Annotated in this window: 24 protein-coding genes; 20 read left to right on the forward strand and 4 right to left on the reverse strand. The window is 45.8% G+C overall.

Annotated features, from left to right (window positions below):
- The first annotated feature begins 216 nt into the window (after nt 1-216).
- From tet(34) to pgpA, 13 genes are all read left to right on the forward strand, one after another.
- On the forward strand, nt 217-681 hold the full coding sequence (tet(34), locus tag ACTS60_RS05470; RefSeq protein ID WP_038886920.1) for an oxytetracycline resistance phosphoribosyltransferase domain-containing protein Tet(34): 465 nt from the start codon (nt 217-219) through the stop codon (nt 679-681).
- A 90-nt stretch (nt 682-771) separates the two neighbouring features.
- Nucleotides 772-2,019, forward strand: coding sequence for an esterase FrsA (gene frsA / locus ACTS60_RS05475; protein ID WP_440887432.1), 1,248 nt, complete (start codon nt 772-774; stop codon nt 2,017-2,019).
- A gap of 118 nt (nt 2,020-2,137) precedes the next feature.
- Nucleotides 2,138-2,527 (forward strand): sigma factor-binding protein Crl, encoded by a 390-nt coding sequence (gene crl, locus ACTS60_RS05480; RefSeq protein ID WP_440887433.1) that lies wholly within the window; start codon nt 2,138-2,140, stop codon nt 2,525-2,527.
- Between the two features lie 122 nt (nt 2,528-2,649).
- Nucleotides 2,650-3,789: a glutamate 5-kinase gene (proB, locus tag ACTS60_RS05485; protein WP_010446316.1), complete on the forward strand. Its 1,140-nt coding sequence runs from the start codon at nt 2,650-2,652 to the stop codon at nt 3,787-3,789.
- Between the two features lie 17 nt (nt 3,790-3,806).
- A complete protein-coding gene (locus tag ACTS60_RS05490; protein WP_440887434.1) occupies nt 3,807-5,057 on the forward strand; it encodes a glutamate-5-semialdehyde dehydrogenase in 1,251 nt (416 codons plus the stop codon).
- Between the two features lie 127 nt (nt 5,058-5,184).
- The gene (nrdR, locus tag ACTS60_RS05495; RefSeq protein WP_010446320.1) at nt 5,185-5,634 is read left to right on the forward strand and encodes a transcriptional regulator NrdR; all 450 of its coding nucleotides are present in this window, start codon (nt 5,185-5,187) and stop codon (nt 5,632-5,634) included.
- A gap of 7 nt (nt 5,635-5,641) precedes the next feature.
- Complete coding sequence (gene ribD, locus ACTS60_RS05500; protein WP_440887435.1) at nt 5,642-6,760, forward strand: bifunctional diaminohydroxyphosphoribosylaminopyrimidine deaminase/5-amino-6-(5-phosphoribosylamino)uracil reductase RibD; 1,119 nt, start codon at nt 5,642-5,644, stop codon at nt 6,758-6,760.
- A 17-nt stretch (nt 6,761-6,777) separates the two neighbouring features.
- Nucleotides 6,778-7,431 (forward strand): riboflavin synthase, encoded by a 654-nt coding sequence (locus ACTS60_RS05505; protein ID WP_010446324.1) that lies wholly within the window; start codon nt 6,778-6,780, stop codon nt 7,429-7,431.
- A gap of 159 nt (nt 7,432-7,590) precedes the next feature.
- Entirely contained in the window at nt 7,591-8,700 is a 1,110-nt protein-coding gene (ribBA, locus tag ACTS60_RS05510) for a bifunctional 3,4-dihydroxy-2-butanone-4-phosphate synthase/GTP cyclohydrolase II (protein ID WP_440887436.1), read from the forward strand.
- 169 nt (nt 8,701-8,869) lie between these two features.
- The gene (gene ribH / locus ACTS60_RS05515) at nt 8,870-9,340 is read left to right on the forward strand and encodes a 6,7-dimethyl-8-ribityllumazine synthase (protein WP_005440184.1); all 471 of its coding nucleotides are present in this window, start codon (nt 8,870-8,872) and stop codon (nt 9,338-9,340) included.
- Nucleotides 9,340-9,807 carry a transcription antitermination factor NusB gene (gene nusB / locus ACTS60_RS05520; RefSeq protein WP_005440182.1) on the forward strand — a complete coding sequence of 156 codons (468 nt, stop codon included), beginning with the start codon at nt 9,340-9,342 and terminating at the stop codon, nt 9,805-9,807. Before ribH ends, nusB begins: the two co-directional genes overlap by 1 nt.
- 78 nt (nt 9,808-9,885) lie before the next feature.
- Nucleotides 9,886-10,851, forward strand: coding sequence for a thiamine-phosphate kinase (gene thiL / locus ACTS60_RS05525; protein WP_010446352.1), 966 nt, complete (start codon nt 9,886-9,888; stop codon nt 10,849-10,851).
- 57 nt (nt 10,852-10,908) lie between these two features.
- Nucleotides 10,909-11,412 (forward strand): phosphatidylglycerophosphatase A, encoded by a 504-nt coding sequence (gene pgpA / locus ACTS60_RS05530; RefSeq protein WP_010446353.1) that lies wholly within the window; start codon nt 10,909-10,911, stop codon nt 11,410-11,412.
- 98 nt (nt 11,413-11,510) lie between these two features.
- On the opposite strand, the gene dxs is transcribed toward pgpA, so the two are convergent.
- The 3 genes from dxs to xseB are packed head-to-tail and all read right to left on the reverse strand — an operon-like array spanning nt 11,511 to nt 14,545.
- Entirely contained in the window at nt 11,511-13,376 is a 1,866-nt protein-coding gene (dxs, locus tag ACTS60_RS05535) for a 1-deoxy-D-xylulose-5-phosphate synthase (protein WP_440887437.1), read from the reverse strand.
- Nucleotides 13,377-13,396: 20 nt separating this feature from the next.
- Complete coding sequence (gene ispA / locus ACTS60_RS05540; RefSeq protein WP_440887438.1) at nt 13,397-14,281, reverse strand: (2E,6E)-farnesyl diphosphate synthase; 885 nt, start codon at nt 14,279-14,281, stop codon at nt 13,397-13,399.
- Between the two features lie 21 nt (nt 14,282-14,302).
- On the reverse strand, nt 14,303-14,545 hold the full coding sequence (gene xseB / locus ACTS60_RS05545; protein ID WP_440887439.1) for an exodeoxyribonuclease VII small subunit: 243 nt from the start codon (nt 14,543-14,545) through the stop codon (nt 14,303-14,305).
- Nucleotides 14,546-14,805: 260 nt separating this feature from the next.
- Here xseB and pomA point away from each other — a divergent pair, with 260 nt between their 5' ends.
- The 7 genes from pomA (at nt 14,806) to rlmM (ending at nt 21,709) form a co-directional block, all read left to right on the forward strand.
- Nucleotides 14,806-15,567, forward strand: coding sequence for a flagellar motor protein PomA (gene pomA / locus ACTS60_RS05550; RefSeq protein WP_088881250.1), 762 nt, complete (start codon nt 14,806-14,808; stop codon nt 15,565-15,567).
- A gap of 13 nt (nt 15,568-15,580) precedes the next feature.
- Nucleotides 15,581-16,528, forward strand: coding sequence for a flagellar motor protein MotB (locus tag ACTS60_RS05555; protein ID WP_440887440.1), 948 nt, complete (start codon nt 15,581-15,583; stop codon nt 16,526-16,528).
- 211 nt (nt 16,529-16,739) lie between these two features.
- Nucleotides 16,740-18,188, forward strand: coding sequence for a tRNA uracil 4-sulfurtransferase ThiI (thiI, locus tag ACTS60_RS05560; protein WP_440887441.1), 1,449 nt, complete (start codon nt 16,740-16,742; stop codon nt 18,186-18,188).
- 520 nt (nt 18,189-18,708) lie between these two features.
- On the forward strand, nt 18,709-19,629 hold the full coding sequence (locus ACTS60_RS05565; RefSeq protein WP_274878233.1) for a transcriptional regulator GcvA: 921 nt from the start codon (nt 18,709-18,711) through the stop codon (nt 19,627-19,629).
- Nucleotides 19,610-20,233 carry an alpha/beta family hydrolase gene (locus ACTS60_RS05570; RefSeq protein WP_440887442.1) on the forward strand — a complete coding sequence of 208 codons (624 nt, stop codon included), beginning with the start codon at nt 19,610-19,612 and terminating at the stop codon, nt 20,231-20,233. Before ACTS60_RS05565 ends, ACTS60_RS05570 begins: the two co-directional genes overlap by 20 nt.
- Nucleotides 20,223-20,621 (forward strand): DUF423 domain-containing protein, encoded by a 399-nt coding sequence (locus ACTS60_RS05575; protein WP_440887443.1) that lies wholly within the window; start codon nt 20,223-20,225, stop codon nt 20,619-20,621. The genes ACTS60_RS05570 and ACTS60_RS05575 overlap by 11 nt, the downstream gene beginning before the upstream one ends.
- On the forward strand, nt 20,618-21,709 hold the full coding sequence (rlmM, locus tag ACTS60_RS05580; RefSeq protein WP_440887444.1) for a 23S rRNA (cytidine(2498)-2'-O)-methyltransferase RlmM: 1,092 nt from the start codon (nt 20,618-20,620) through the stop codon (nt 21,707-21,709). Before ACTS60_RS05575 ends, rlmM begins: the two co-directional genes overlap by 4 nt.
- 79 nt (nt 21,710-21,788) lie before the next feature.
- Here rlmM and xni read toward each other — a convergent pair whose 3' ends face one another.
- Nucleotides 21,789-22,571: a flap endonuclease Xni gene (gene xni, locus ACTS60_RS05585; RefSeq protein ID WP_440887445.1), complete on the reverse strand. Its 783-nt coding sequence runs from the start codon at nt 22,569-22,571 to the stop codon at nt 21,789-21,791.
- Nucleotides 22,572-22,618: the final 47 nt, after the last annotated feature.

Raw genomic sequence — 22,618 nt, forward strand, 5'->3', positions numbered from 1 at the left:
TATTTTGTGTTGTTCACCGAATTCGATTTTTCTGCGTAATAGGCGGAGAATTTTGATATCAGCGTTGGTATTAATGAAGTGTTTCGGTAGAATAATCGTTTGCGCAGCTTGAAACCCCCATTTCCTCTGGTGTGGAAAGTTTAGCTTGATGAGTCCATTTCAGCGCCATCAGCTAAGCAGAGGGGATGCATATTTTGAAATTATTAGGTTATTACAATGAGTAAAAAATTCATTATCACTTGGGATGCGATGCAGTCTTACTGCCGTGAACTGGCTGAGAAACAAATGCCAGCTGAGCAATGGAAAGGTATTTGGGCGGTAAGCCGTGGTGGTTTGGTTCCTGGAGCTATCCTAGCTCGTGAGTTAGGTATTCGTCACGTTGATACTATTTGTATCTCAAGCTACGATCACGATCACCAACGCGATATGACGGTAATTAAAGCACCTGAAGGTGACGGCGAAGGTTACCTAATCGTTGAAGACCTAGTAGACAGTGGCGATACAGCACGTAAACTTCGTGAAATGTACCCAAAAGCGAAACTGATTGCTGTATGTGCGAAGCCATCTGGTAAAGAACTGCTTGATGACTACGTGGTAGACATCGCTCAAGATACTTGGATTGAGCAACCATGGGATATGTCTATCCAGTTCGTTGAGCCAGTAAACCGCAAGCAAAAGTAAGTTTGTGCCAAGAATATTGAGAAATGCCCCTTTATAGGGGCATTTTTTTTATTATTATTACGCTATTGCAACCAGCTTAGAGTTCTTCCTATGTCAGAAGACGTCAGTAAAAACCTCTCTGAAACTTTGTTTGTTAAACATAAGCAAGCGAGAGAAACTTCCGCCCTTACTCAATATATGCCAACGAGCCAAAAGGTTCTTGATGAAAGAGAAGAGCGTGGTGAGCGTGCTTGGTATCGTCATTTGAGACGTCTTCAATGGTCTTGGCAGGGCTTATCGCCAATTGAGATGGAAGGCGTGCTGTCTAAGATTGCATCATCGAATCATTCTCGTACGGAAGATAAATGGCTTGATACCGTCATGGGGTACCACAGTGGTAACTGGACATTTGAATGGATTAAGTTGGGCATGGAGCATCAACGTCGTGCGAATGAAATGCAAGGTGAAGAAGCCGCAGACGAGCTATTTACTGCGTCATTGTGCTTTAGCATCGCGGGCTACCCGCATTTAAAGAACGACAACTTAGCCATTCAAGCGCAAGTATTGGCAAATAAAGCCTACACCGAAGGCTCAGAGAAGACGAAATATGTCGTTAAGCAGATCGAAGTGCCTTACCAGAAGCGCAAGATCATCGCGAACCTGCATCTTCCTCGTACTGATAAGCAACTCCCCGTTGTGATGGTCAGTGCAGGGTTAGATAGCCTACAAACGGACATGTGGCGTTTGTTCCGCAATCACCTTGCTCCAAAAGACATCGCGATGTTGACTATCGATATGCCGTCCGTTGGCCACAGTTCTCATTGGCCACTAACGGAAGACTCTAGCTGCTTACACCAAGCGGTGTTGAATGAGTTGTATAAACTGCCTTGGGTCGACCACTATAAAGTAGGTTTGATTGGTTTCCGCTTTGGTGGTAATGCCATGATCCGTCTTTCATTCGTTGAACAAGAAAAAATTAAAGCGTGTGTCGCATTGGGTGCGCCGGTACATGATCTATTTACCTCCCCTCAAAAGCTTCAGAAAATGCCTAAGATGTACCTCGATTTACTCGCTTCACGCTTGGGTAAGCACGCGGTCGATATTAACAGCATGGCTGGTCAGATGATGGCATGGTCACTGAAGGTGCAAGGTTTCCTAAGCAGCCGTAAGACGAAGGTTCCTATTTTGGCGTTGAGCCTAGAAGGAGATCCGGTATCTCCGCATAGTGATAACCAGCTTGTTGCGTTGTTTAGTCAATACGGTCAAGCAAAGAAAATCAGTTCCAAAACGATTACAAAAGGGTATGAGCAATCCCTCGATTTAGCCATAAAGTGGCTGGAAGACGAATTATTAAGATGACAAATCTCCTAATTTAGTTAAGAGTGATATATGTGAGCAAAAAATAAGCTCATGATAATTAAAAATAATAATCATTCTTGGGTAACTAAATATCCTTACTATGGAAACGGAGATTCTTATGTCAGAGACGACTCAAGGACCGACTCACTTTCGCTTGATGTCAAAGTTGAAGGCGATAGGGCCCTACTTGCGCGAACCACAGTCACAACAAGGTCATTACTATTTTGACTGTTTATCAGTTTGTGTAGACGATAAAAAATCCCCAGAGAAACGCGAGTTTTGGGGGTGGTGGATGGAATTGGAATCCGTCGACGGAGGCTTTACCGCCAAATACTATATTGGCAAGTATAATAAAGATGGGGATTGGACTTCTGAATCGTTACCAAAAAAGGTAACTGAAGAAGTGTACCATACTCAAAGTACCTTCCATCAAAAGCTCATTGATACGGTAGCTGAGCATTTCAAGCTGGAAGTGGAATATCATACAGAATCGTTTGATTTCGCCTAATTTGGCAGCTTTCTTCCTCTATAAGACAAAAAGGTGCGTTTTCGCACCTTTTCTGCTTGTTAAATCCCCATTTGATTGCTAAAACATTCACTCTTTATTTGTTTTTCATTTCAGAAGACATCATGACAACGAATCAACAGAATGCAGTTGTTTCACAACCACAGACCGTCGTTGTGAAACTGGGTACAAGTGTGCTAACCGGCGGCACTTTGGCGTTAGACCGTGCTCACATGGTAGAGCTGGCTCGTCAATGTGCGGAGCTAAAAAAACAAGGCCATTCAGTCGTAATGGTTTCGTCTGGTGCAATTGCAGCAGGCCGTGAGCATCTTGGATACCCCGCACTGCCCAACGCGATGGCGAGTAAACAGTTACTTGCAGCAGTGGGGCAGAGCCGTTTGATTCAAACATGGGAGTCTCTGTTTGGTATTTACGGTATTAAAATTGGTCAAATGCTGCTGACTCGCGCAGATTTAGATGATCGCGAGCGTTTCCTTAACGCACGTGACACTATTAATGCACTGGTAGCAAACGATATTATTCCTATCGTGAACGAAAACGACGCAGTTGCGACGAACGAAATCAAAGTAGGTGACAATGACAACTTGTCGGCTTTGGTGGGGATTTTGTGTGGTGCAGATAAATTGCTGCTCCTGACTGACCAAAAAGGTTTGTTTACCGCAGACCCACGTAAAGATCCAAATGCCGAGTTAATCAAAGAAGTGAAAACAATTGATGATACTTTGCGTAAAATTGCTGGTGGTAGCGGCACAACGTTAGGTACTGGCGGTATGGCAACCAAGCTTCAAGCGGCAGACATCGCACGTCGCGCAGGTATTGAAGTTATTATCGCAGCGGGTAGCGCGCCAAATGTTATCTTTGACTCATTGAGTTCAGAGCCACAAGGCACTCGTTTCCTACCTTGTTCTGAAGCATTAGAGAATCGTAAGCGCTGGATCTTAGCGGGGCCAGCCGCTGCGGGTGATATCTTTATTGATGATGGGGCAGTGAATGCCGTCGTGGGTAAAGGCAGTAGCCTACTCGCGAAAGGCGTTATCAAAGTAAGTGGTGATTTCGCTCGTGGTGAGGTAACACGTGTGACCAATTCACACGGTAAACTGGTTGCCCGTGGCATTAGCGCCTACTCAAGTGAAGACCTAGCGAAAATTGCTGGTAAGCACAGTAAAGATATCATCTCTATTTTGGGTCATGACTACGGCTCAGAAGTGATTCATCGCGATGATCTTGTTGTCATTCAAGAATAGAAATTGAGGGAAGCAAAGTGGATTTAACGAATATGGGTAAAGCTGCTAAAGATGCAGCTTTCGAATTGGCGACAGCGTCAACCGCACAAAAAAACCAAGCGCTAGCCATCATCGCCGATGAGCTAGAAGCAAACGCAGCATCTATTTTGGCTGCGAATGCAAAAGACATCGAACTTGGCCGCGAAGCGGGTCTAACTGATGCACTACTAGATCGTCTTCTACTGAACGAAGAGCGCTTAACGGGCATCGCAAATGACGTTCGTAATGTGATCAGCCTAAATGATCCTGTCGGTAGTGAAATCGACAGCAAAGTGCTAGAAAACGGTATGTCATTGTCTCGTCGCCGTGTTCCTCTTGGCGTAGTCGGCGTAATCTATGAAGCGCGTCCAAACGTAACTATCGATATTGCAGCATTGTGTCTAAAAACGGGCAACGCAAGTATTCTTCGCGGTGGTAAAGAGACGTTTTTCTCCAATATGGAACTGGTAAAAGTTATCCAATCGGCACTGGCAAAAGCAAACTTGCCAGCCGCATCGGTTCAGTACATTGAAAAGCCAGATCGTGAACTTGTTTCTCAGTTGCTCAAGTTAGACGACTACGTAGACATGATCATTCCTCGCGGTGGTGCTGGTTTACACAAAATGTGTAAAGAAAACAGTACTATTCCAGTAATCATTGGTGGTTTTGGTATCAGTCATATCTTTGTTGATGAATCAGCAGAGCTAGAGAAATCTCTGAATGTTGTTGAGAACTCAAAAGTTCAACGTCCGTCAGCATGTAACTCACTAGACACTCTACTTGTCCACCAAGATATTGCTGCACAGTTCCTGCCAATGATCGTAGAGCGCATGAACGATAAAGTTACCTTTGTCGCAGAGCCAAAAGCAAAAGCGCTTATGGCACAAGCTCAGCAAATTCGTGATGCGGGTGAAGGCGATTTTGATACAGAATGGCTAAGTTACACGCTTGGCGTAAAAGTGGTTGCTGATGTGAAAGAAGCGATTGACCACATGCGTATTCATAATGCTAGCCACTCAGATGCGATCATGACCAACAGCTTGCAAAACTCAGAGCTGTTTATTAACTCTGTCGGTTCTGCAGCGGTTTATGTGAATGCAGCAACGCGTTTTACTGATGGCGCTCAATTTGGTCTTGGCGCAGAAGTTGCGGTATCCACCCAGAAACTGCACGCACGTGGTCCAATGGGTTTGGAAGAGCTAACCAGTTACAAATGGGTTGGCAAAGCAAACTACCTAGCACGCAGTTAACAGAAACTGCCTGATATTGATTAAAAAAGGGGCAGAGCAGCCCCTTTTTGTTTTCGCTAATATAGCAATTCCGCTACACTAGTCTTGCTTTTGGGACGACCCCAATCGCACGCTATTTGGAGGTGATATGCATTGTCCTTTTTGTTCTGAGAACGATACAAAAGTAATTGATTCCCGCTTAGTTGCTGACGGCCATCAGGTGCGTCGTCGTCGCCAGTGTCTTGCATGTAGCGAGCGTTTTACTACGTTTGAAACTGCGGAATTGGTGATGCCTAAAGTGATTAAATCTAACGGCAACCGCGAACCGTTTGATGAAGATAAAATGGTCGGTGGTATTCAACGTGCTTTAGAAAAACGCCCAGTAAGTGCTGACGCTATCGAGCTTGCTATCAGCATGATTAAGTCACAGTTGCGTGCGACAGGTGAGCGTGAAGTACCAAGCGAAATGATTGGTAACCTAGTTATGGACCAGCTGAAAGAGCTGGATAAAGTCGCTTACATCCGTTTCGCATCGGTTTACCGTAGCTTTGAAGACATCCGTGAATTTGGCGAAGAAATTGCTCGCCTAGAAGACTGATTGAATCATGGCTCAACAGAACGCTTCCTCAGTATTTACCTCTCAAGATTTCGAAATGATGTCGCGCGCGCTCAAGCTAGCCAGGCGCGGCATTTACACCACCGCACCTAATCCTAATGTAGGTTGCGTTATTGTCCGCGATGGCGAGATTGTTGGCGAAGGTCATCACCACCGTGCGGGTGAACCTCATGCCGAAGTCCATGCAATGCGTATGGCAGGTGATAAAGTCGAAGGGGCAACCGCTTATGTAACGCTGGAGCCTTGTTCTCACTATGGTCGCACACCACCTTGTGCTGAAGGGCTAATCAAAGCTAAAGTTGCCCGTGTTGTCTGCGCAATGGAAGACCCAAATCCGAAAGTAGCAGGACGTGGTTTTAAAATGCTGCGTGATGCAGGGGTTGAAGTGCAAGTCGGCTTGTTAGAAAACGATGCGATCGAACTGAATAAAGGCTTCGTTAAGTTCATGCAAACCGGCATGCCTTATGTTCAGTTGAAAATGGCAGCCAGCCTCGATGGCCAAAGTGCCCTCTGTAATGGTCAGAGTCAATGGATTACCTCCCCAAAGGCTCGCCAAGACGTACAGCGTTATCGAGCGTTAAGTGGTGCTATTCTCTCAACCAGTAAAACCGTGATTGATGACAATGCGTCTTTGAATGTGCGATGGGATGACTTACCCAAAAGTATACAAGCGCAATATCCTCAAGATGAGGTCCGTCAGCCACCACGTGTGATTTTTGATCGCCAATCTCAACTTAGTGATGATCTAAAACTATTTAACACGGACGGTGAGCGTATTATTGTTAGTCCTGATGGTGATGTAGCGCCTCAGTTGGATGGACATGACCGAATTGACTTAGCGGCGACACTAAAAGCAGTTGCGAGAGAGCACGATATCAATCATTTGTGGGTTGAAGCTGGAGCAACGCTCGCGAGTTCGTTAATCAAAGCTAACCTTGTAGATGAACTGATTGTTTATCTTGCGCCTAAATTAATGGGCAGCGATGGACGAGGTTTGATTGGTGCGCTTGGTTTGACCGAGATGACACAAGTTATCGATTTAACTATTACCGACGTACGAATGGTTGGCGTGGATATTCGCATCACCGCCGCCGTCAAACGTATTTAAAGCTAGAAAGAAGCATTATGTTTACAGGAATTGTAGAAGCAGTAGGCAAACTTACTGCCATTACGCCAAAAGGCGAAGATATCACCGTAACGGTAGAAGTAGGTAAGCTGGATATGTCTGACGTTAAGCTAGGTGACAGCATCGCGACCAACGGTGTGTGCTTGACGGTCGTAGACTTCGGTAGTAACTACTACAGTGCTGACTTGTCTTTGGAAACACTAAATAAAACAGGTTTTGCCGCTTACCAAGTTGGCGACAAAGTGAACCTAGAAAAAGCCATGCTACCAACCACTCGTTTTGGCGGCCATATTGTGTCTGGTCACGTCGATGGCGTGGGCGTCATTGTCGAGCGTAACCAAGTCGGTCGTGCGATTGAGTTTTGGGTAGAGATGCCTGCGGAAATCTGTAAGTACGTGGCAGAAAAAGGCTCTATCACGGTGGATGGTATTAGTCTGACCGTCAACGACCTACGTAAGAATGGTTTTAAATTGACGATTGTTCCCCACACTAGTGAAGAGACGACCATCGATCAATTCCAAGTTGGTCGTAAAGTGAACCTAGAAGTGGATGTATTGGCTCGCTACATGGAACGCTTGCTACAAGGTCAAAAAGAGGAATCGCAAGAATCACGCATTACGATGGAATTCTTGCAGCAAAATGGTTTCGCGTAGGCGAAGCCGACCATAATCACAGAACGTTATCAGGTTAATTGACTTAATGAAGGTTAGCTTCAAACTGCTTTGCTAACTAAAGCCAGTAGACGTGACTGACCGAAACGTTAAAAGCATTGCTGCTGCAATAATAAATTTTTGAATAACGGGAAACAGAATATGCCTATCAGCACGCCACAAGAAATTATTGATGACATTCGCGCGGGCAAAATGGTCATCCTTATGGATGATGAAGACCGCGAGAATGAAGGTGATTTGATCATGGCTGCCGAGCACATAACGCCGGAAGCAATCAACTTTATGGCTACGCATGGTCGTGGCTTGATCTGTCTAACCATGACAAAAGCGCGTTGTGAGGATCTTGGGCTGCCGCCAATGGTGCAAGACAACAACGCGCAATACACCACCAACTTTACTGTTTCTATTGAAGCCGCTGAAGGTGTAACGACTGGTATTTCAGCCGCTGACCGTGCCCGCACAGTACAAGCTGCCGTTGCGTCAAATGCAAAAGCGGCTGACTTAGTACAACCGGGTCATATCTTCCCTCTCGCAGCACAAGACGGCGGCGTTTTAACTCGTGCTGGTCATACAGAAGCTGGCTGCGACTTAGCTCGTCTAGCAGGTCTTGAGCCAGCTTCGGTTATCGTTGAGATCCTAAATGACGATGGCACGATGGCACGTCGTCCAGATCTTGAAGTGTTTGCTGAAAAGCACGGATTGAAACTTGGTACCATTGCGGATCTTATTGAGTACCGCAACAACACTGAAACGACTATTGAGCGCGTTGCTGAATGTGCACTGCCAACCGAATTCGGTGAATTTACGCTGGTGACTTACAAAGATACCATCGATAACCAAGTGCATTACGCAATGTGCAAAGGTGATCTAACTGCAGATGCGCCATTGGTTCGTGTGCACCTACAAGATGTATTTACTGATGTACTCCGTAGTGACCGTAATGCAGAGCGCAGCTGGACACTAGAAAAAGCGATGAAGCGTATCGGCGAAGAGGGTGGTGTACTGGTTGTACTTGGTAATGAAGAATCAACTGATCTGCTTATCCATCGAGTGAAGATGTTCGAAGCGCAAGACAAAGGTCAGGCACCAACGCTTGCGAAGAAGCAAGGCACGTCTCGCCGTGTAGGTGTTGGCTCGCAAATCCTTGCAGACTTGGGCGTTCACGATATGCGCTTACTTTCTTCTACCAACAAGAAATACCACGCACTAGGCGGTTTTGGTCTGAACGTGGTTGAGTATGTCTGCGAATAATAACTAAGCGATAACCTCTAAGCGGTAGACGTTCTTTATTCGTTTACCGCGGAAGAGGAATGACTCGCTTCCAATTTCCATTAGATATTGCTCACAAAATTGTGCTAGAATCCGGCGATTCTCACTTGATGAACAATTTTCACTTAAAAATAGAGTTAAAGGAAAGCTAATGAAAGTGATCGAGGGTGGCTTCCCAGCGCCAAATGCAAAAATTGCTATCGTTATTTCTCGTTTCAACAGTTTTATTAACGAAAGCCTACTATCTGGTGCGATCGATACACTAAAGCGTCACGGACAAGTAAGCGAAGACAACATTACAGTAGTTCGTTGTCCTGGTGCCGTAGAACTGCCTTTGGTAGCTCAACGTGTTGCTAAGACTGGTAAATACGATGCTATCGTATCACTAGGTACAGTAATTCGTGGTGGCACACCACACTTTGACTATGTTTGTAGTGAATGTAACAAGGGTCTTGCACAAGTTTCTCTGGAATACAGCCTTCCAGTAGCATTTGGCGTACTGACTGTTGATACTATCGATCAAGCGATTGAACGCGCAGGAACCAAGGCTGGTAATAAAGGTGCAGAGGCTGCACTAAGCGCACTTGAAATGATTAACGTACTATCTGAAATTGATTCCTAATGGGGGCCAGTGTGAAACCAGCCGCACGTCGTAACGCACGTCAATTCGCTCTACAAGCGATCTACTCATGGCAAATTACTAAAGACAATGTTGCCACGATCGAAGAACAGTTTTTGTCTGGCGACAAATACGATGAAGAAGAACTTCACGCATCTGAGCCTGCACTAGCTGCTCCTGAAACAGACGTAGCTTACTTCCGTGAACTACTAAGCGGTGTTGTACTTAGCCACTCTGAGCTAGATAGCAAAATCCGTCCATACGTGTCACGTCCAATGCAAGACCTAGACATGATGGAACTTGCTCTTCTTCGCCTTGCTATGTACGAGATGACTCGTCGCGAAGATGTTCCTTACAAAGTGGTAATCAACGAAGCGATTGAACTTGCAAAAGTATTCGCAGCAGAAGACAGCCACAAGTTTGTGAATGGTGTGCTAGATAAAGCGGCACCGCACGTACGTAAGAAATAACAATTTCTTCAATAAAAAGGTCAGCAGATGCTGACCTTTTTTGTATCAATAGCTTTTACATCAAAAAGTAAGTGAATAATGTCTGGTGAATTCAATCTGATCGACAAGTACTTCGTTGGGCGTCAAAGCCAACGCAAAGACGTACACCTAGCGGCGGGTGACGACTGTGCGTTAGTGAAAGCGCCAGATAACGTACAAATTGCCATTAGTACCGATACATTGGTGGCTGGAACCCACTTCCTTGCGGATGCTAATCCTGCATGGGTAGCACATAAGGCGCTGGCATCGAATATTAGCGATCTCGCTGCAATGGGCGCAACGCCTGCGTGGGTAAGCTTCGCGTTAACCATGCCTGAGCCGGATGAAGCTTGGCTTGCTCCTTTCTGTGATGCATTTTTCGAGCTAGCGGATTACTTTGGTATTCAGCTAATTGGTGGTGATACGACGAAAGGTCCACTGAGTTTGACACTGACAGTACAAGGTTTTGTTCCAGAAGGCAGGGCATTGACTCGTTCCGGAGCGAAAGTCGGTGACTGGGTGTATGTGACGGGGGACCTTGGTGATGCAAAAGCAGGGCTTGATGTGATTTTGGATGGCTCATTACGCTCACGCATTGCAGCGCAGCAGCTTGAGAAAGCACATTATCTTAGTACACCTCGCGTATTAGCAGGGCAAGCATTGGTCGGTTTAGCTTCGGCGGCGATTGATATCTCCGACGGTTTAATTTCTGATATCAAACACATTCTCAAGCGTTCCGACGTTGGTGTGAGTTTAGATGTCTCCCAATTACCAATTTCTTCTGAGTTGGTTCAATTTTTAGATGATAAGGTCAGTGCTCAGCAGTATGCTTTATCAAGTGGTGAAGAGTATGAATTGTGCTTTACTGTGCCTGAGCAAAATAATGGCTCGTTGCAAAGCGCATTGTCTCATGCTGGTTGTAAAGTCACTTGCATAGGTCAGATTCGACCAAAAGGCACGTTTGAGCTGCACGATGACAATCAACCCCTTGATTGGGATCTGACTGGCTTTGACCACTTTAAATGATATGAGCTAGGCATTAGCCTAAGATTGAAACCAAACTCGCAGTATAGGTTTAAGGAAATGACCAACCCTCTCTCTCTGATTTCATTAAAGAACCCGTGGCATCTTTTGGCGACAGGTTTTGGTAGCGGTTTATCACCAGTAGTGCCAGGCACAATGGGCACGCTTGCTTCAATTCCGCTGTTTCTGCTTTTGGCACAACTGCCTTTCCCACTTTATGTGGTTGCGGTGTTATTCTCTTGTGTGATTGGCATTAAGATTTGCCAAGTGACATCAGATGACATGGGCGTTCATGACCATGGTTCTATTGTATGGGACGAGTTTGCGGGCTTTTGGATCACCATGAGCCTAGTACCAGCACTGAATATTCCTGTGACGGAATGGAAGTGGCTACTGACAGGCTTTATCTTGTTCCGCTTCTTTGACATGGTAAAACCATGGCCAATCGGTTGGTTGGATAAACGTGTTCACGGCGGCTTAGGTATCATGATTGATGATATCGTGGCAGGCATTATGGCGGGCATCGCACTGTTTTTAGTGGCGAAATACGCAGGTTGGATGTAGTACCTATCGCATAGCACTGCCAATCGACAAATAAACAAAAGGGATGCCATAGCATCCCTTTTTTGTGTTTACGCGATTTTATTGCTTTTACGTTTACTTTACTTAGTTAAGTAATCGTTGATCGACTTCTCGATGCCTTTTGCATCTAAGCCAAGATCTTCATGTAGCTCGTCTTGCGTACCTTGAGGAACGAAGCAATCTGGCAAGCCAAGATTTAGTACTGGCTTGATGATCTTCTCTTGCATCATAAACTCAATTACACCTGCACCAGCGCCACCTGCAATCGCATTTTCTTCTAGCGTAACCAGAACATCGTGCTCTGCAGCAAGCTGACGAATCAACGTTTCATCAAGTGGCTTAACAAAGCGCATGTCTGCTACTGTTGCGTCTAGGTTTTCAGCGGCCTCTAGTGCGTTACCTAGGAAGGTGCCGAAGCTTAGAATTGCCACTTTCTCGCCTTTACGAACCACACGACCTTTACCGATTTCAAGCGCAGTAAATTCTTGTTCAATGTCTGTGCCCATGCCGCTACCGCGTGGGTAACGAACCGCACTTGGGCCTGTGTGCTTATGACCTGTGTACAGCATTTGACGACATTCGTTTTCGTCACTCGGCGCCATGATCACCATGTTCGGGATACAACGCATAAAGCTAAGGTCGAACGCACCTTGGTGAGTTTGGCCGTCTGCGCCAACCAGACCAGCACGATCGATAGCGAACATCACTGGTAAGTCCATGATCGCAACGTCGTGGATCAGTTGATCATAACCACGTTGTAGGAAGGTAGAGTAGATTGCTACGATCGGATGATCGCCCGCAATTGCCATACCGGTAGCAAGCGTTACCGCGTGTTGCTCTGCGATCGCTACGTCAAAGTATTGTTCAGGGTACTCTTTTGAGAAGCGAACCATACCAGAGCCTTCACGCATCGCTGGTGTAATCGCCATCAGCTTAGGATCTTGCGCTGCCATGTCACACAAGAAATCACCAAAGATCTTAGAGAAGGTTGGCTTGCCGCCACTGCTCTTCGGCAAGCTGTTATGTGATGGGTCGAACTTTGGTACGCCGTGGTAGCCGATAGGATCTTTTTCTGCTGGCTCATAACCTTTACCTTTCTTGGTCATGATATGCAGGAATTGAGGGCCTTTCAGCTCACGCATGTTCTTCAGGGTTTTGACCAGCTCATTGACATCGTGGCCATCGATTGGGCCGATGTAGTTAAAGCCTAGTTCTTCAAATAACGTGCCTGGAACGACCATGCCTTTTAAGTGTTCTTCGGTACGACGAACCAACTCTTTGATTGGTGGTACGCCAGACAGCACTTTCTTACCGCCTTCACGGATAGAGGTGTACAAGCTGCCAGAAAGGACTTTAGCAAGGTGATTGTTCAATGCGCCTACGTTTTCTGAAATCGACATTTCGTTGTCGTTCAGAATCACTAGCATGTCGGGATGAACGTCGCCGGCGTGGTTCATGGCTTCGAATGCCATACCTGCAGTGATTGCTCCATCACCAATGACGCTAACTACCTTACGGCCTATTCCTTCTTTCTCTGCGCTGATGGCCATGCCAAGACCAGCACTGATAGAAGTTGACGAGTGACCAACAGATAGCGTGTCGTACTCGCTCTCTTCACGCCATGGGAACGGGTGCAGCCCGTCTTTTTGGCGGATGGTTGGCATTTGGTCACGACGACCAGTTAGAATTTTGTGTGGGTAAGCTTGATGACCCACATCCCAAATTAATTGGTCGATCGGTGTGTTATACACATAGTGTAGGGCTACGGTCAGCTCAACCGTGCCTAAGCCGGACGCTAGGTGTCCGCTAGATTGACTCACTGAATTTAGCAGATACGTGCGTAGTTCATCGCACAAAGTTGGTAATGTTTCTTTCGGAAGGAGTCGTAGCTCTTCCGGTGTATTTGCTAACGCCAGTGTTGGGTACTTTGAAATATCAAGAGTCATATAAATGCGCGCTTATTGTGTTAGTTCTTGCGCTCGATGACATATCGGGCGAACTCTTCGAGTAACTGAGTATTGTATGGGATTGCTTCTAATGCTTGAAGTGCTTCCTGTAACAGAGTGTGAGCTTTCTCCATTGCTCCCTCTAAACCCAGTAGAGATGGGTAAGTGCTTTTGTTCAGCTCTTGGTCTGAACCTTGCGGTTTCCCTAGTGTTTCCGTATCACTGATGATATCAAGAATATCGTCTTGCACTTGAAACGCCAAACCAACAGCTTGAGAATAGCGCTCTAAGTGTGGCAAGACTTCCAAACCTTTTTCACCTGCTGCTAGCGCACCAAGTTTGACGGCACAATTAATCAGAGCGCCAGTTTTATTTCGGTGTATCTCTTCTAGCTCAGCAAGTGTGACTTGACGATTCTCTGCACCAAGATCAAGTGCTTGGCCAACACACATACCATTTGCACCCGATGCTTGAGCTAAAGATTGCACCATTTTTATACGCTGGCTTTCTGCATTTGGATTCAGCTGACCTTCTGCAATGATAGTAAAAGCCAAGGTTTGCAGTGCGTCACCAGTAAGAATCGCTGTTGCTTCATCAAATTTTATGTGACAAGTCGGTTGGCCTCGGCGCAGCTCATCGTCATCCATCGCTGGCAAATCATCATGGATAAGAGAGTATGCGTGAATACACTCAATTGCCGAAGCGGGTGTATCGAGATCGTGTAGCTGGCAACCAAGCATTTGGCCCGTGATATAAACAAGGAAAGGACGAACACGTTTACCACCAAGGAGTAAGCCGTACTTCATCGCTTGAATCAATGGCTGTTGTTGGTGAGGCATTTGCTCAAGCCATTGATTGAGTTGTTGGTTATTACGTTGTTGATAAGACGTCAATGTCTCTTGCATCACATTGCTCACTACTGATTATTATTCTGACTCTGGGTTGAAGTCACTTAGTGGTGCTTCGTCATCTTCACTAAGAAGAATGCTCACGCGTTGCTCGGCGTCACTCAGTTTAATTTGGCCAGCACGAGCTAGTGCAATACCCCGTTCAAATTTGCGTAAGGCATCATCTAAGGCAAGATCGCCATTCTCTAGTTGATCAACCAAGCCATCTAGCTCTTCAATGGTTGCTTCAAAGGTCATGTTTTCTGGTTTCTTGACCGCCATCGTTTATCTGCCCTAATCAAGCCTCTAATGAATGCACGCAAGTTACCTTAGCCTACTAACTTGGTCAAATTTAACCTTATATAATTGTCACAAAATTGGCTCTAGGTGACTCTGATGAGACAATCTTGATCATATAAATCGAGAGTGAACGATCATTTTGTGATGTATTAACCAAGATTTCTCTAAAAAAACTGTTCTAAGTGTCGATACAAGTAATAATCTGCTCAAGTGGCATAGTTAGATAGCATGAGGAGTGCTTTGTGGATTTAGCAACCCTAATAGGTTTGATAGGTGGATTTGCCTTCGTAATCATGGCGATGGTTTTGGGTGGCAGTATCGGCATGTTTGTCGACGTCACTTCAATCTTAATCGTAGTGGGCGGTTCTGCTTTCGTAGTGTTGATGAAGTTCACATTGGGTCAATTCTTTGGAGCAGCAAAAATTGCAGGCAAAGCCTTCATGTTTAAAGCGGACGAGCCAGAAGATTTAATCGCTAAGATTGTTGAAATGGCCGACGCAGCTCGTAAAGGTGGTTTCCTCGCACTAGAAGAAATGGAGATCAGCAACAGCTTTATGCAAAAAGGTATCGACTTACTCGTTGATGGTCATGATGCAGAAGTTGTTCGAGCAGCACTACAGAAAGATATTGCTCTGACCGACGAACGTCATACCCAAGGCACAGGTGTATTTCGTGCGTTTGGTGACGTTGCTCCTGCGATGGGAATGATCGGTACGCTCGTAGGTCTGGTTGCCATGCTTTCGAACATGGATGACCCAAAAGCGATCGGTCCAGCGATGGCGGTAGCACTTTTGACCACCCTATACGGTGCGGTGTTATCAAACATGGTGTTCTTCCCTATTGCTGACAAGCTTTCTCTGCGTCGTGATCAAGAGACATTAAACCGCCGCCTAATTATGGACGGTGTGTTGGCGATTCAAGATGGACAGAACCCACGAGTTATCGATAGTTACCTGAAGAACTACCTCAATGAAGGTAAGCGCGTTCTTGAGATTGACGAGTAATTAGGGGGCTGTAATGGATGAAGATCAAAAATGTGATTGTCCGCCACCCGGTCTCCCGTTGTGGATGGGAACATTCGCTGACCTGATGTCGCTACTAATGTGTTTCTTCGTACTTCTGCTTTCGTTCTCGGAAATGGATGTTCTGAAGTTCAAGCAGATCGCAGGTTCGATGAAGTTTGCCTTTGGTGTTCAAAACCAACTTGAGGTGAAGGATATTCCCAAAGGTACCAGTATTATCGCGCAAGAATTTAGACCTGGTCGTCCCGAGCCAACGCCAATAGATGTCATCATGCAACAGACCATGGACATTACGCAGCAGACGCTTGAGTTCCATGAAGGGGAATCGGATCGCGCGGGGGGAACTAAGCGTGATCAAGGTAAACTAACCGGTGGTCAATCGCCAGAAACCTCAACACAAACAAATCAATCTTCGGAAGCTGAAATGCAGCAACAACAGCAGTCAGAAGCTAAGTCTCAAGAGATGGAGACCTTGATGGAAAGCATCAAGAAAGCGTTGGAGAGGGAGATTGAACAAGGTGCTATCGAGGTTGAGAACCTTGGCCAGCAAATTGTGATTCGAATCAGAGAGAAAGGAGCGTTTCCTGAAGGCTCAGCATTCCTACAACCGAAGTTTAGGCCGCTAGTACGACAAGTCGCTGAGTTAGTAAAAGATGTACCTGGGATTGTTCGTATCTCTGGGCATACTGACAATCAAAGACTTGATTCTGAGTTGTATCGCTCGAATTGGGATCTGTCATCACAGCGAGCCGTTTCTGTGGCTCAAGAGATGGAAAAGGTTAGAGGATTCTCACATCAACGTCTACGCGTTAGAGGGATGGCGGATACTGAGCCTGTTGCTCCTAATGATACAGATGCCAACCGCGCACTTAACCGCCGGGTTGAAATTAGTATCATGCAGGGTGAGCCTCTTTATAGTGATGAAGTGCCTGCCGTGCACTAAACCCCTTCACGACATAATGAACAAAAGCGAGCTGATGGCTCGCTTTTTTTGTCTTTCCAATCCGCTTAGGTGTATAATCTTGCGCCCTTAAAGTGAGCTCATACTCTTAAAACTGACCAATAAGAGAATTCAATACGTACTTTTATTTGGTTGTACAGTTATGGTGAGTGTCACTCATTGTTGATTGCGAAACTAACCTGCGAATTAGACTATGAAATTTATTGTAAAGCCCCATCCAGAAATTTTTGTAAAAAGTGAATCTGTGCGCAAGCGCTTCACAAAGATTTTAGAGTGCAACATTCGTAACATCGTTAAGAGCCGTACGGAATCAGTCGCGGTATTCAACCGTCGTGATCACATTGAAGTGACCTCTGAAAGTGATGAGTTTCACGCTGAAGTATTGGAAATCCTGACACATACGCCGGGTATTCACCACTCTCTTGAAGTGAAACAGACAGAATTCAAAGATCTGCACGATATTTACGAGCAAGTTCTTGAACTAAGCGGTGCATCGATCGAAAACAAGACCTTCGTGGTACGTGCGAAGCGTCGTGGTAAGCATGACTTTACTTCTATTGAGCTAGAGCGTTATGTTGGCGGCGGTCTGAACCAAGCGGTTGAGAGCGCGAGCGTGAAGCTACATAACCCAGATGTAACGATCAAGATTGAAGTATCTAATGACAAACTAAACCAAGTATTGGCTCGTCATAAAGGTCTAGGTGGTTTCCCTCTAGGCACACAAGAAGACGTACTAAGCCTGATTTCTGGTGGCTTCGATTCTGGTGTTTCTAGCTACCTACACATCAAACGTGGTTCAAAAGTACATTACTGCTTCTTTAACCTAGGTGGCCCAGCTCATGAAATCGGCGTTAAGCAGGTTTCTCACTACCTATGGAATAAATATGGCTCTTCGGCAAAAGTCCGCTTCATCTCTATTGATTTCGAACCAGTAGTGGCTGAAATTCTAGAGAAAGTCGACGATGGCCAAATGGGCGTGATCCTGAAGCGTATGTTTATGCGTGCTGCGGGTATGGTCGCTCAAAGAATGAAGATCGAAGCATTGGTGACCGGTGAAGCGCTAGGTCAGGTATCTAGCCAAACACTGACTAACCTACGCCACATCGACAACGTAACCGATACATTAATTCTTCGTCCGCTTATCAACTGGGATAAAGAAGACATCATCAATCTTGCACGTGAAATCGGTACAGAAGACTTCGCGAAAACAATGCCAGAATACTGCGGGGTTATCTCTAAGAAGCCGACAGTGAAAGCGGTGAAAGGTAAGCTAGAAGCCGAAGAAGAGAAATTCGACTTCAGCATTCTTGAGCAGGTGGTTCAAGAAGCCCGCATGATGGATATTCGTGACATCGCGAAAGAGTCTGAGCAAGCCGCTCCAGAAGTTGAGCAAGTACAAGCCGTAGAAGAGCACGCAATCGTATTGGATATTCGTAGCCCTGAAGAGGAAGACGACAGCCCACTAGAAATCGATGGCGTTGATGTTAAACACATCCCATTCTACAAGCTGGGTACGCAGTTTGGTGATTTAGACCAAACTAAAACATATCTACTGTACTGTGACCGTGGTGTGATGAGCCGTCTGCAAGCGCTTTACTTGCAAGAACAAGGCTTCAACAACGTGAAGGTTTACCGACCATAATCGTGTTGTAACCCAGATAGCCATGAAAGCGCAAATTGAGAAATCAGTTTGCGCTTTTTTCGTTTTAGCACGCGCAAAATTTATCTTTATGAAGTGATAAGATTGAACTCAATCGCACTCTTTGGAACTTGTATTGATATAACGATAATTAATCCGAAATAAGGAAGAACGAGTGAGATTGCTGCCAGTTTTTGAAGAGGATGGAAGATGAGATATTTAGATAAAAAAACACCGCCTAATAAGGCGGTGTAAGAAATTTGACAGACAGGTCAAAATAAATACAGGAAGTATCTGTTTTGTCACAGGGAGTTGTAAACAAAACATCATGGTAGAAATCTACCTAACTCGAAATACGAGTTTGCAAACACAACATCGCAACAGCAAGCCAATTGATTCTAAAAAGAATCAAGCCGTTCAGGCTCGCGTTGCGGGATGAAATATAGAATTTATCTGGCTGTTCGACAACGGACATTTTATAATGTTTCAGATAAAAAAAACTAATCCTACTTGAGGTCCCATAATGTCTCGCAGATTGCCTCCGTTGAATTCACTTCGCGTTTTTGAAGCGGCTGCTCGCCATCTTAGTTTTACTCGTGCGGCTGAAGAGCTATTTGTTACACAAGCGGCTGTAAGTCACCAGATCAAAGCCCTTGAAGAATTCCTATCTTTGAAACTTTTCCGTCGTCGTAATCGCTCATTGTTGCTCACAGAAGAGGGACAAAGTTACTTCCTAGACATTAAAGATATCTTTACATCGATCGCAGAAGCGACCGATAAGGTATTGGAACGTAGCGAAAAAGGTGCGCTGACCATCAGTTTGCCACCAAGTTTTGCTATCCAGTGGCTTGTGCCTCGTTTGGCCGATTTTAATACCCAAGAACCAGATATCGATGTGCGTATTAAAGCGGTGGATATGGATGAAGGTTCACTGACTGATGATGTTGATGTCGCTATCTACTATGGTCGTGGTAATTGGCCGGGTTTGCGTGCCGATAAACTTTACCAAGAGTTTTTGATCCCACTTTGTTCACCTTCGTTACTTTTAGGTAACAAACCATTAGAATCTCTAAGTGACCTTAAATTACACACCTTGTTACATGATACCTCTCGTAAAGATTGGAAGCAGTTCGCTCGTCAACAAAATATTGAAGGCATTAATGTAAATCATGGTCCGATTTTCAGTCACTCAACCATGGTGCTTCAAGCGGCTGCGCACGGACAAGGTGTCGCCCTAGGAAATAACGTACTCGCCAAACCTGAAATGGAAGCGGGGCGCTTGATTGCGCCATTTGATGAGGTATTGGTATCGAAGAATGCCTTCTACGTGGTGTGCCACGAACAGCAAGCGGACATGGGACGTATTGCAACGTTTAGAGACTGGATGTTGGCAACTGCGAGAAAAGAACAAGAGGAAGTATTGGATGAGCCATTGGATAGCTGAGGGGCCTGAAAACGGACCACTTTTTATCTTTGCTCACGGTGCTGGGGCGGGCATGGAACACGATTTCATGACTGCCGTCACCAAAGGATTAGTTGAGCAGGGTATACGCGTGGTGCGTTTTAATTTCCCTTATATGGTTAAGCGAGCTGAAGACGGCAAGAAGCGTCCACCAGATCGTGCGCCAAAGCTGCTTGAAGCTTATGAAGAAGTGCTCACTCACTTTACCTCGCAGCCAATCGTGATTGGCGGTAAGTCGATGGGTGGTCGCATGTCGAGCTTACTCGCAGACAATGAGTTGGTAGCGGGCATTGCTTGTTTAGGCTTTCCTTTCCATCCTCCGGGTAAGCCAGAAAAATACAAAGGTGAACACCTTGCGGGCATTGAAAAGCCAACTCTAATTCTGCAAGGTGAGCGCGATACGTTCGGTAAGCGCGAAGAGTTCGATGGCTTTGCGCTGTCTGAGCAAGTGAAAGTGAGCTTTTTGCCAGATGGTGACCACAGCTTTAAGCCTCGTAAGAGTTCAGGCTATACAGAAGCCGGTAATATTGCGTCAACGGTAGATCAGTTGGCAGTATTTATTAAAGAGGTGTACGGTGAAAAGTAAGTGGTTACTCTCCTTTACAGGCATTTCTGGCTTAACCTCGGTGGCATTAGGTGCATTTGCTGCACATGGTTTGCAAGCGAAGTTATCGTCTTATTTACTTGGCGTATTTGAAACCGGCGTTTTGTACCAGTTCATCCATACTTTGGCTATCGCATTTTGTGCGATTTTGCTGTTGCTCAATTTGGGACAAAAAGCACAAAAGTATTTTTTCATTGCCGCGATTTGCTTTATCATCGGCATCTTTTGTTTTAGCGGCAGTCTTTACGCGCTGGCGCTGACGGGCATTAAATGGTTTGGGCCAATCACTCCGATGGGAGGATTCTTGTTCATGATCGGCTGGTGTCTGTTCTTTTTTGCTGCGTTTAATATCAAAGAGGTCTCCAAGTGAAACAACTAATGCTCTATTGCCGTTCTGGCTTTGAGAAAGAGTGTGCTGGTGAAATTCAGGACAAAGCGACACAGCTGGAAGTGTACGGCTTCCCTCGTGTGAAGAAAAACTCAGGTTATGTTGTCTTCGAGTGTTACCAAGATGGAGACGCAGACAAGCTAGCAAAAGGCTTAGACTTTAGCGCTCTGATTTTCGCTCGCCAAATGTTTGCTGTTGCGGCTGAGTTTGAAGCGCTACCAAGCGATGACCGTATCAGCCCTATTCTTGCTCAACTGTCTGAAATTGAAGATTTCCCACGTTGTGGCGATCTGCGCATTGAAACTCCGGACACCAACGAAGCGAAAGAGCTGTTGAAGTTCTGCCGTAAGTTTACCGTACCAATGCGTCAAGCATTGCGTGGTAAAGGTCTGATGTGGAGTAAAGACAACGCGAAGAAGCCAGTGCTTCATATTTGCTTTGTTGCACCGGGTCATTGTTACGTGGGTTACTCTTACCCAGGCAACAACTCGCAGTTCTTCATGGGCATTCCTCGCCTTAAGTTCCCTGCAGATGCGCCAAGCCGTTCTACGCTGAAACTGGAAGAAGCGTTTCACGTGTTTATTCCTCGTGAAGAGTGGGATGTGCGTTTAGCTCCTGGCATGTGGGGGGTTGATCTAGGTGCATGTCCGGGCGGTTGGACTTACCAACTGGTGAAACGTTCGATGTTTGTGCACTGTGTCGATAACGGCATGATGGCAGATAGCCTAATGGAAACGGGTCAAATCAAGCACCACATGGTGGATGGCTTTAAGTTTGAGCCAGACCGTAAGAACGTAACTTGGATTGTGTGTGATATGGTTGAGAAGCCTGCACGCGTGGCGCACCTGATGGGGCAGTGGCTGCTAAAAGGTTGGGCGAAAGAAGCGATCTTCAACCTTAAGCTACCAATGAAAGGTCGCTACGACGAAGTGTTGCAAGATCTTGAAAACCTAAAAATGTTCCTGATTGAGAATAAGGTGAAGTTCAAGCTGCAAGCAAAACACCTGTACCATGATCGCGAAGAAATCACGATTCACATTCAGTGTCTGTCTAATATATCACCACACTAAGCTAACGTTTCTATGTGGTAGAACAGAATCAAAAAAGCGCCTTATGCAGGCGCTTTTTTTTTGATCTCAAGTCGAGTCTCTATTCCGTTTTATTTGGCCCTGTAAAGCGAATGTCTTGCAGGTTAAAGCCGAGTTCGATATCGCATTTCAACGCAGCTACTTGCTTGCACAAACGTGCTGACTCAATGTGTTCGTTCAGCTTTTTACGGTACTTTGGCACCAGCTCTTCACTGGCGTATGCTGCTTCAATATCCTCAAACTGAGTCAGAATTTCTTTGGCAGCCTTTGGTCCCACACCAGGCACGCCCGGCACTTGGCTTGAGCTGATACCCGTTAAGCCCCAGTAGTCGGCAAGTTGACTTGGTTTTACGCCAAACTCTTTTTCGATAAACGGTTCATCCAACCAACGATGTTGAAAGTAGTCTCGAATTTGTAGAGTAGGGGAAAGCAGTTGGCAATATCCTTTGTCAGTGGAAACAATCGTCACTTTCTCACCGTGGCTGGCTACCTTGGTTGCCAGTGTCGCAACTAAATCATCCGCCTCATCACCTTCAGACAGCAATGAGTCGATACCTTGCTCCCACCACGCTTGTTGGATTGCGTCTAAACCTTGCATGAGTGGCTCTGGCATCGGCTTACGTTTTTGTTTGTAATCGGGAAGGATCTTCGCTCTCCAGCCACGGTCTTGTTCGTGATGATCAAATACTGCGATGATGTGGGTTGGCTGCGCTTCAGACAGGATGCGAGTCAGCGTTCTGCCTGTTGTGGTAATGGTTCTTGCTATGTCAGTAGGATCGGGTTGTGCAGAGTGCACGCGGCGGATCAGGTTGAGAGCATCAATAATAACAAGATGAATAGACATAATGACTTAGCAATAAAAAAGGGGCGTAATGCCCCTAGTGTAACCAA

The sequence above is a fragment of the Vibrio sp. WZ-1 genome (assembly GCF_052037695.1).
Lineage (GTDB): Bacteria > Pseudomonadota > Gammaproteobacteria > Enterobacterales > Vibrionaceae > Vibrio.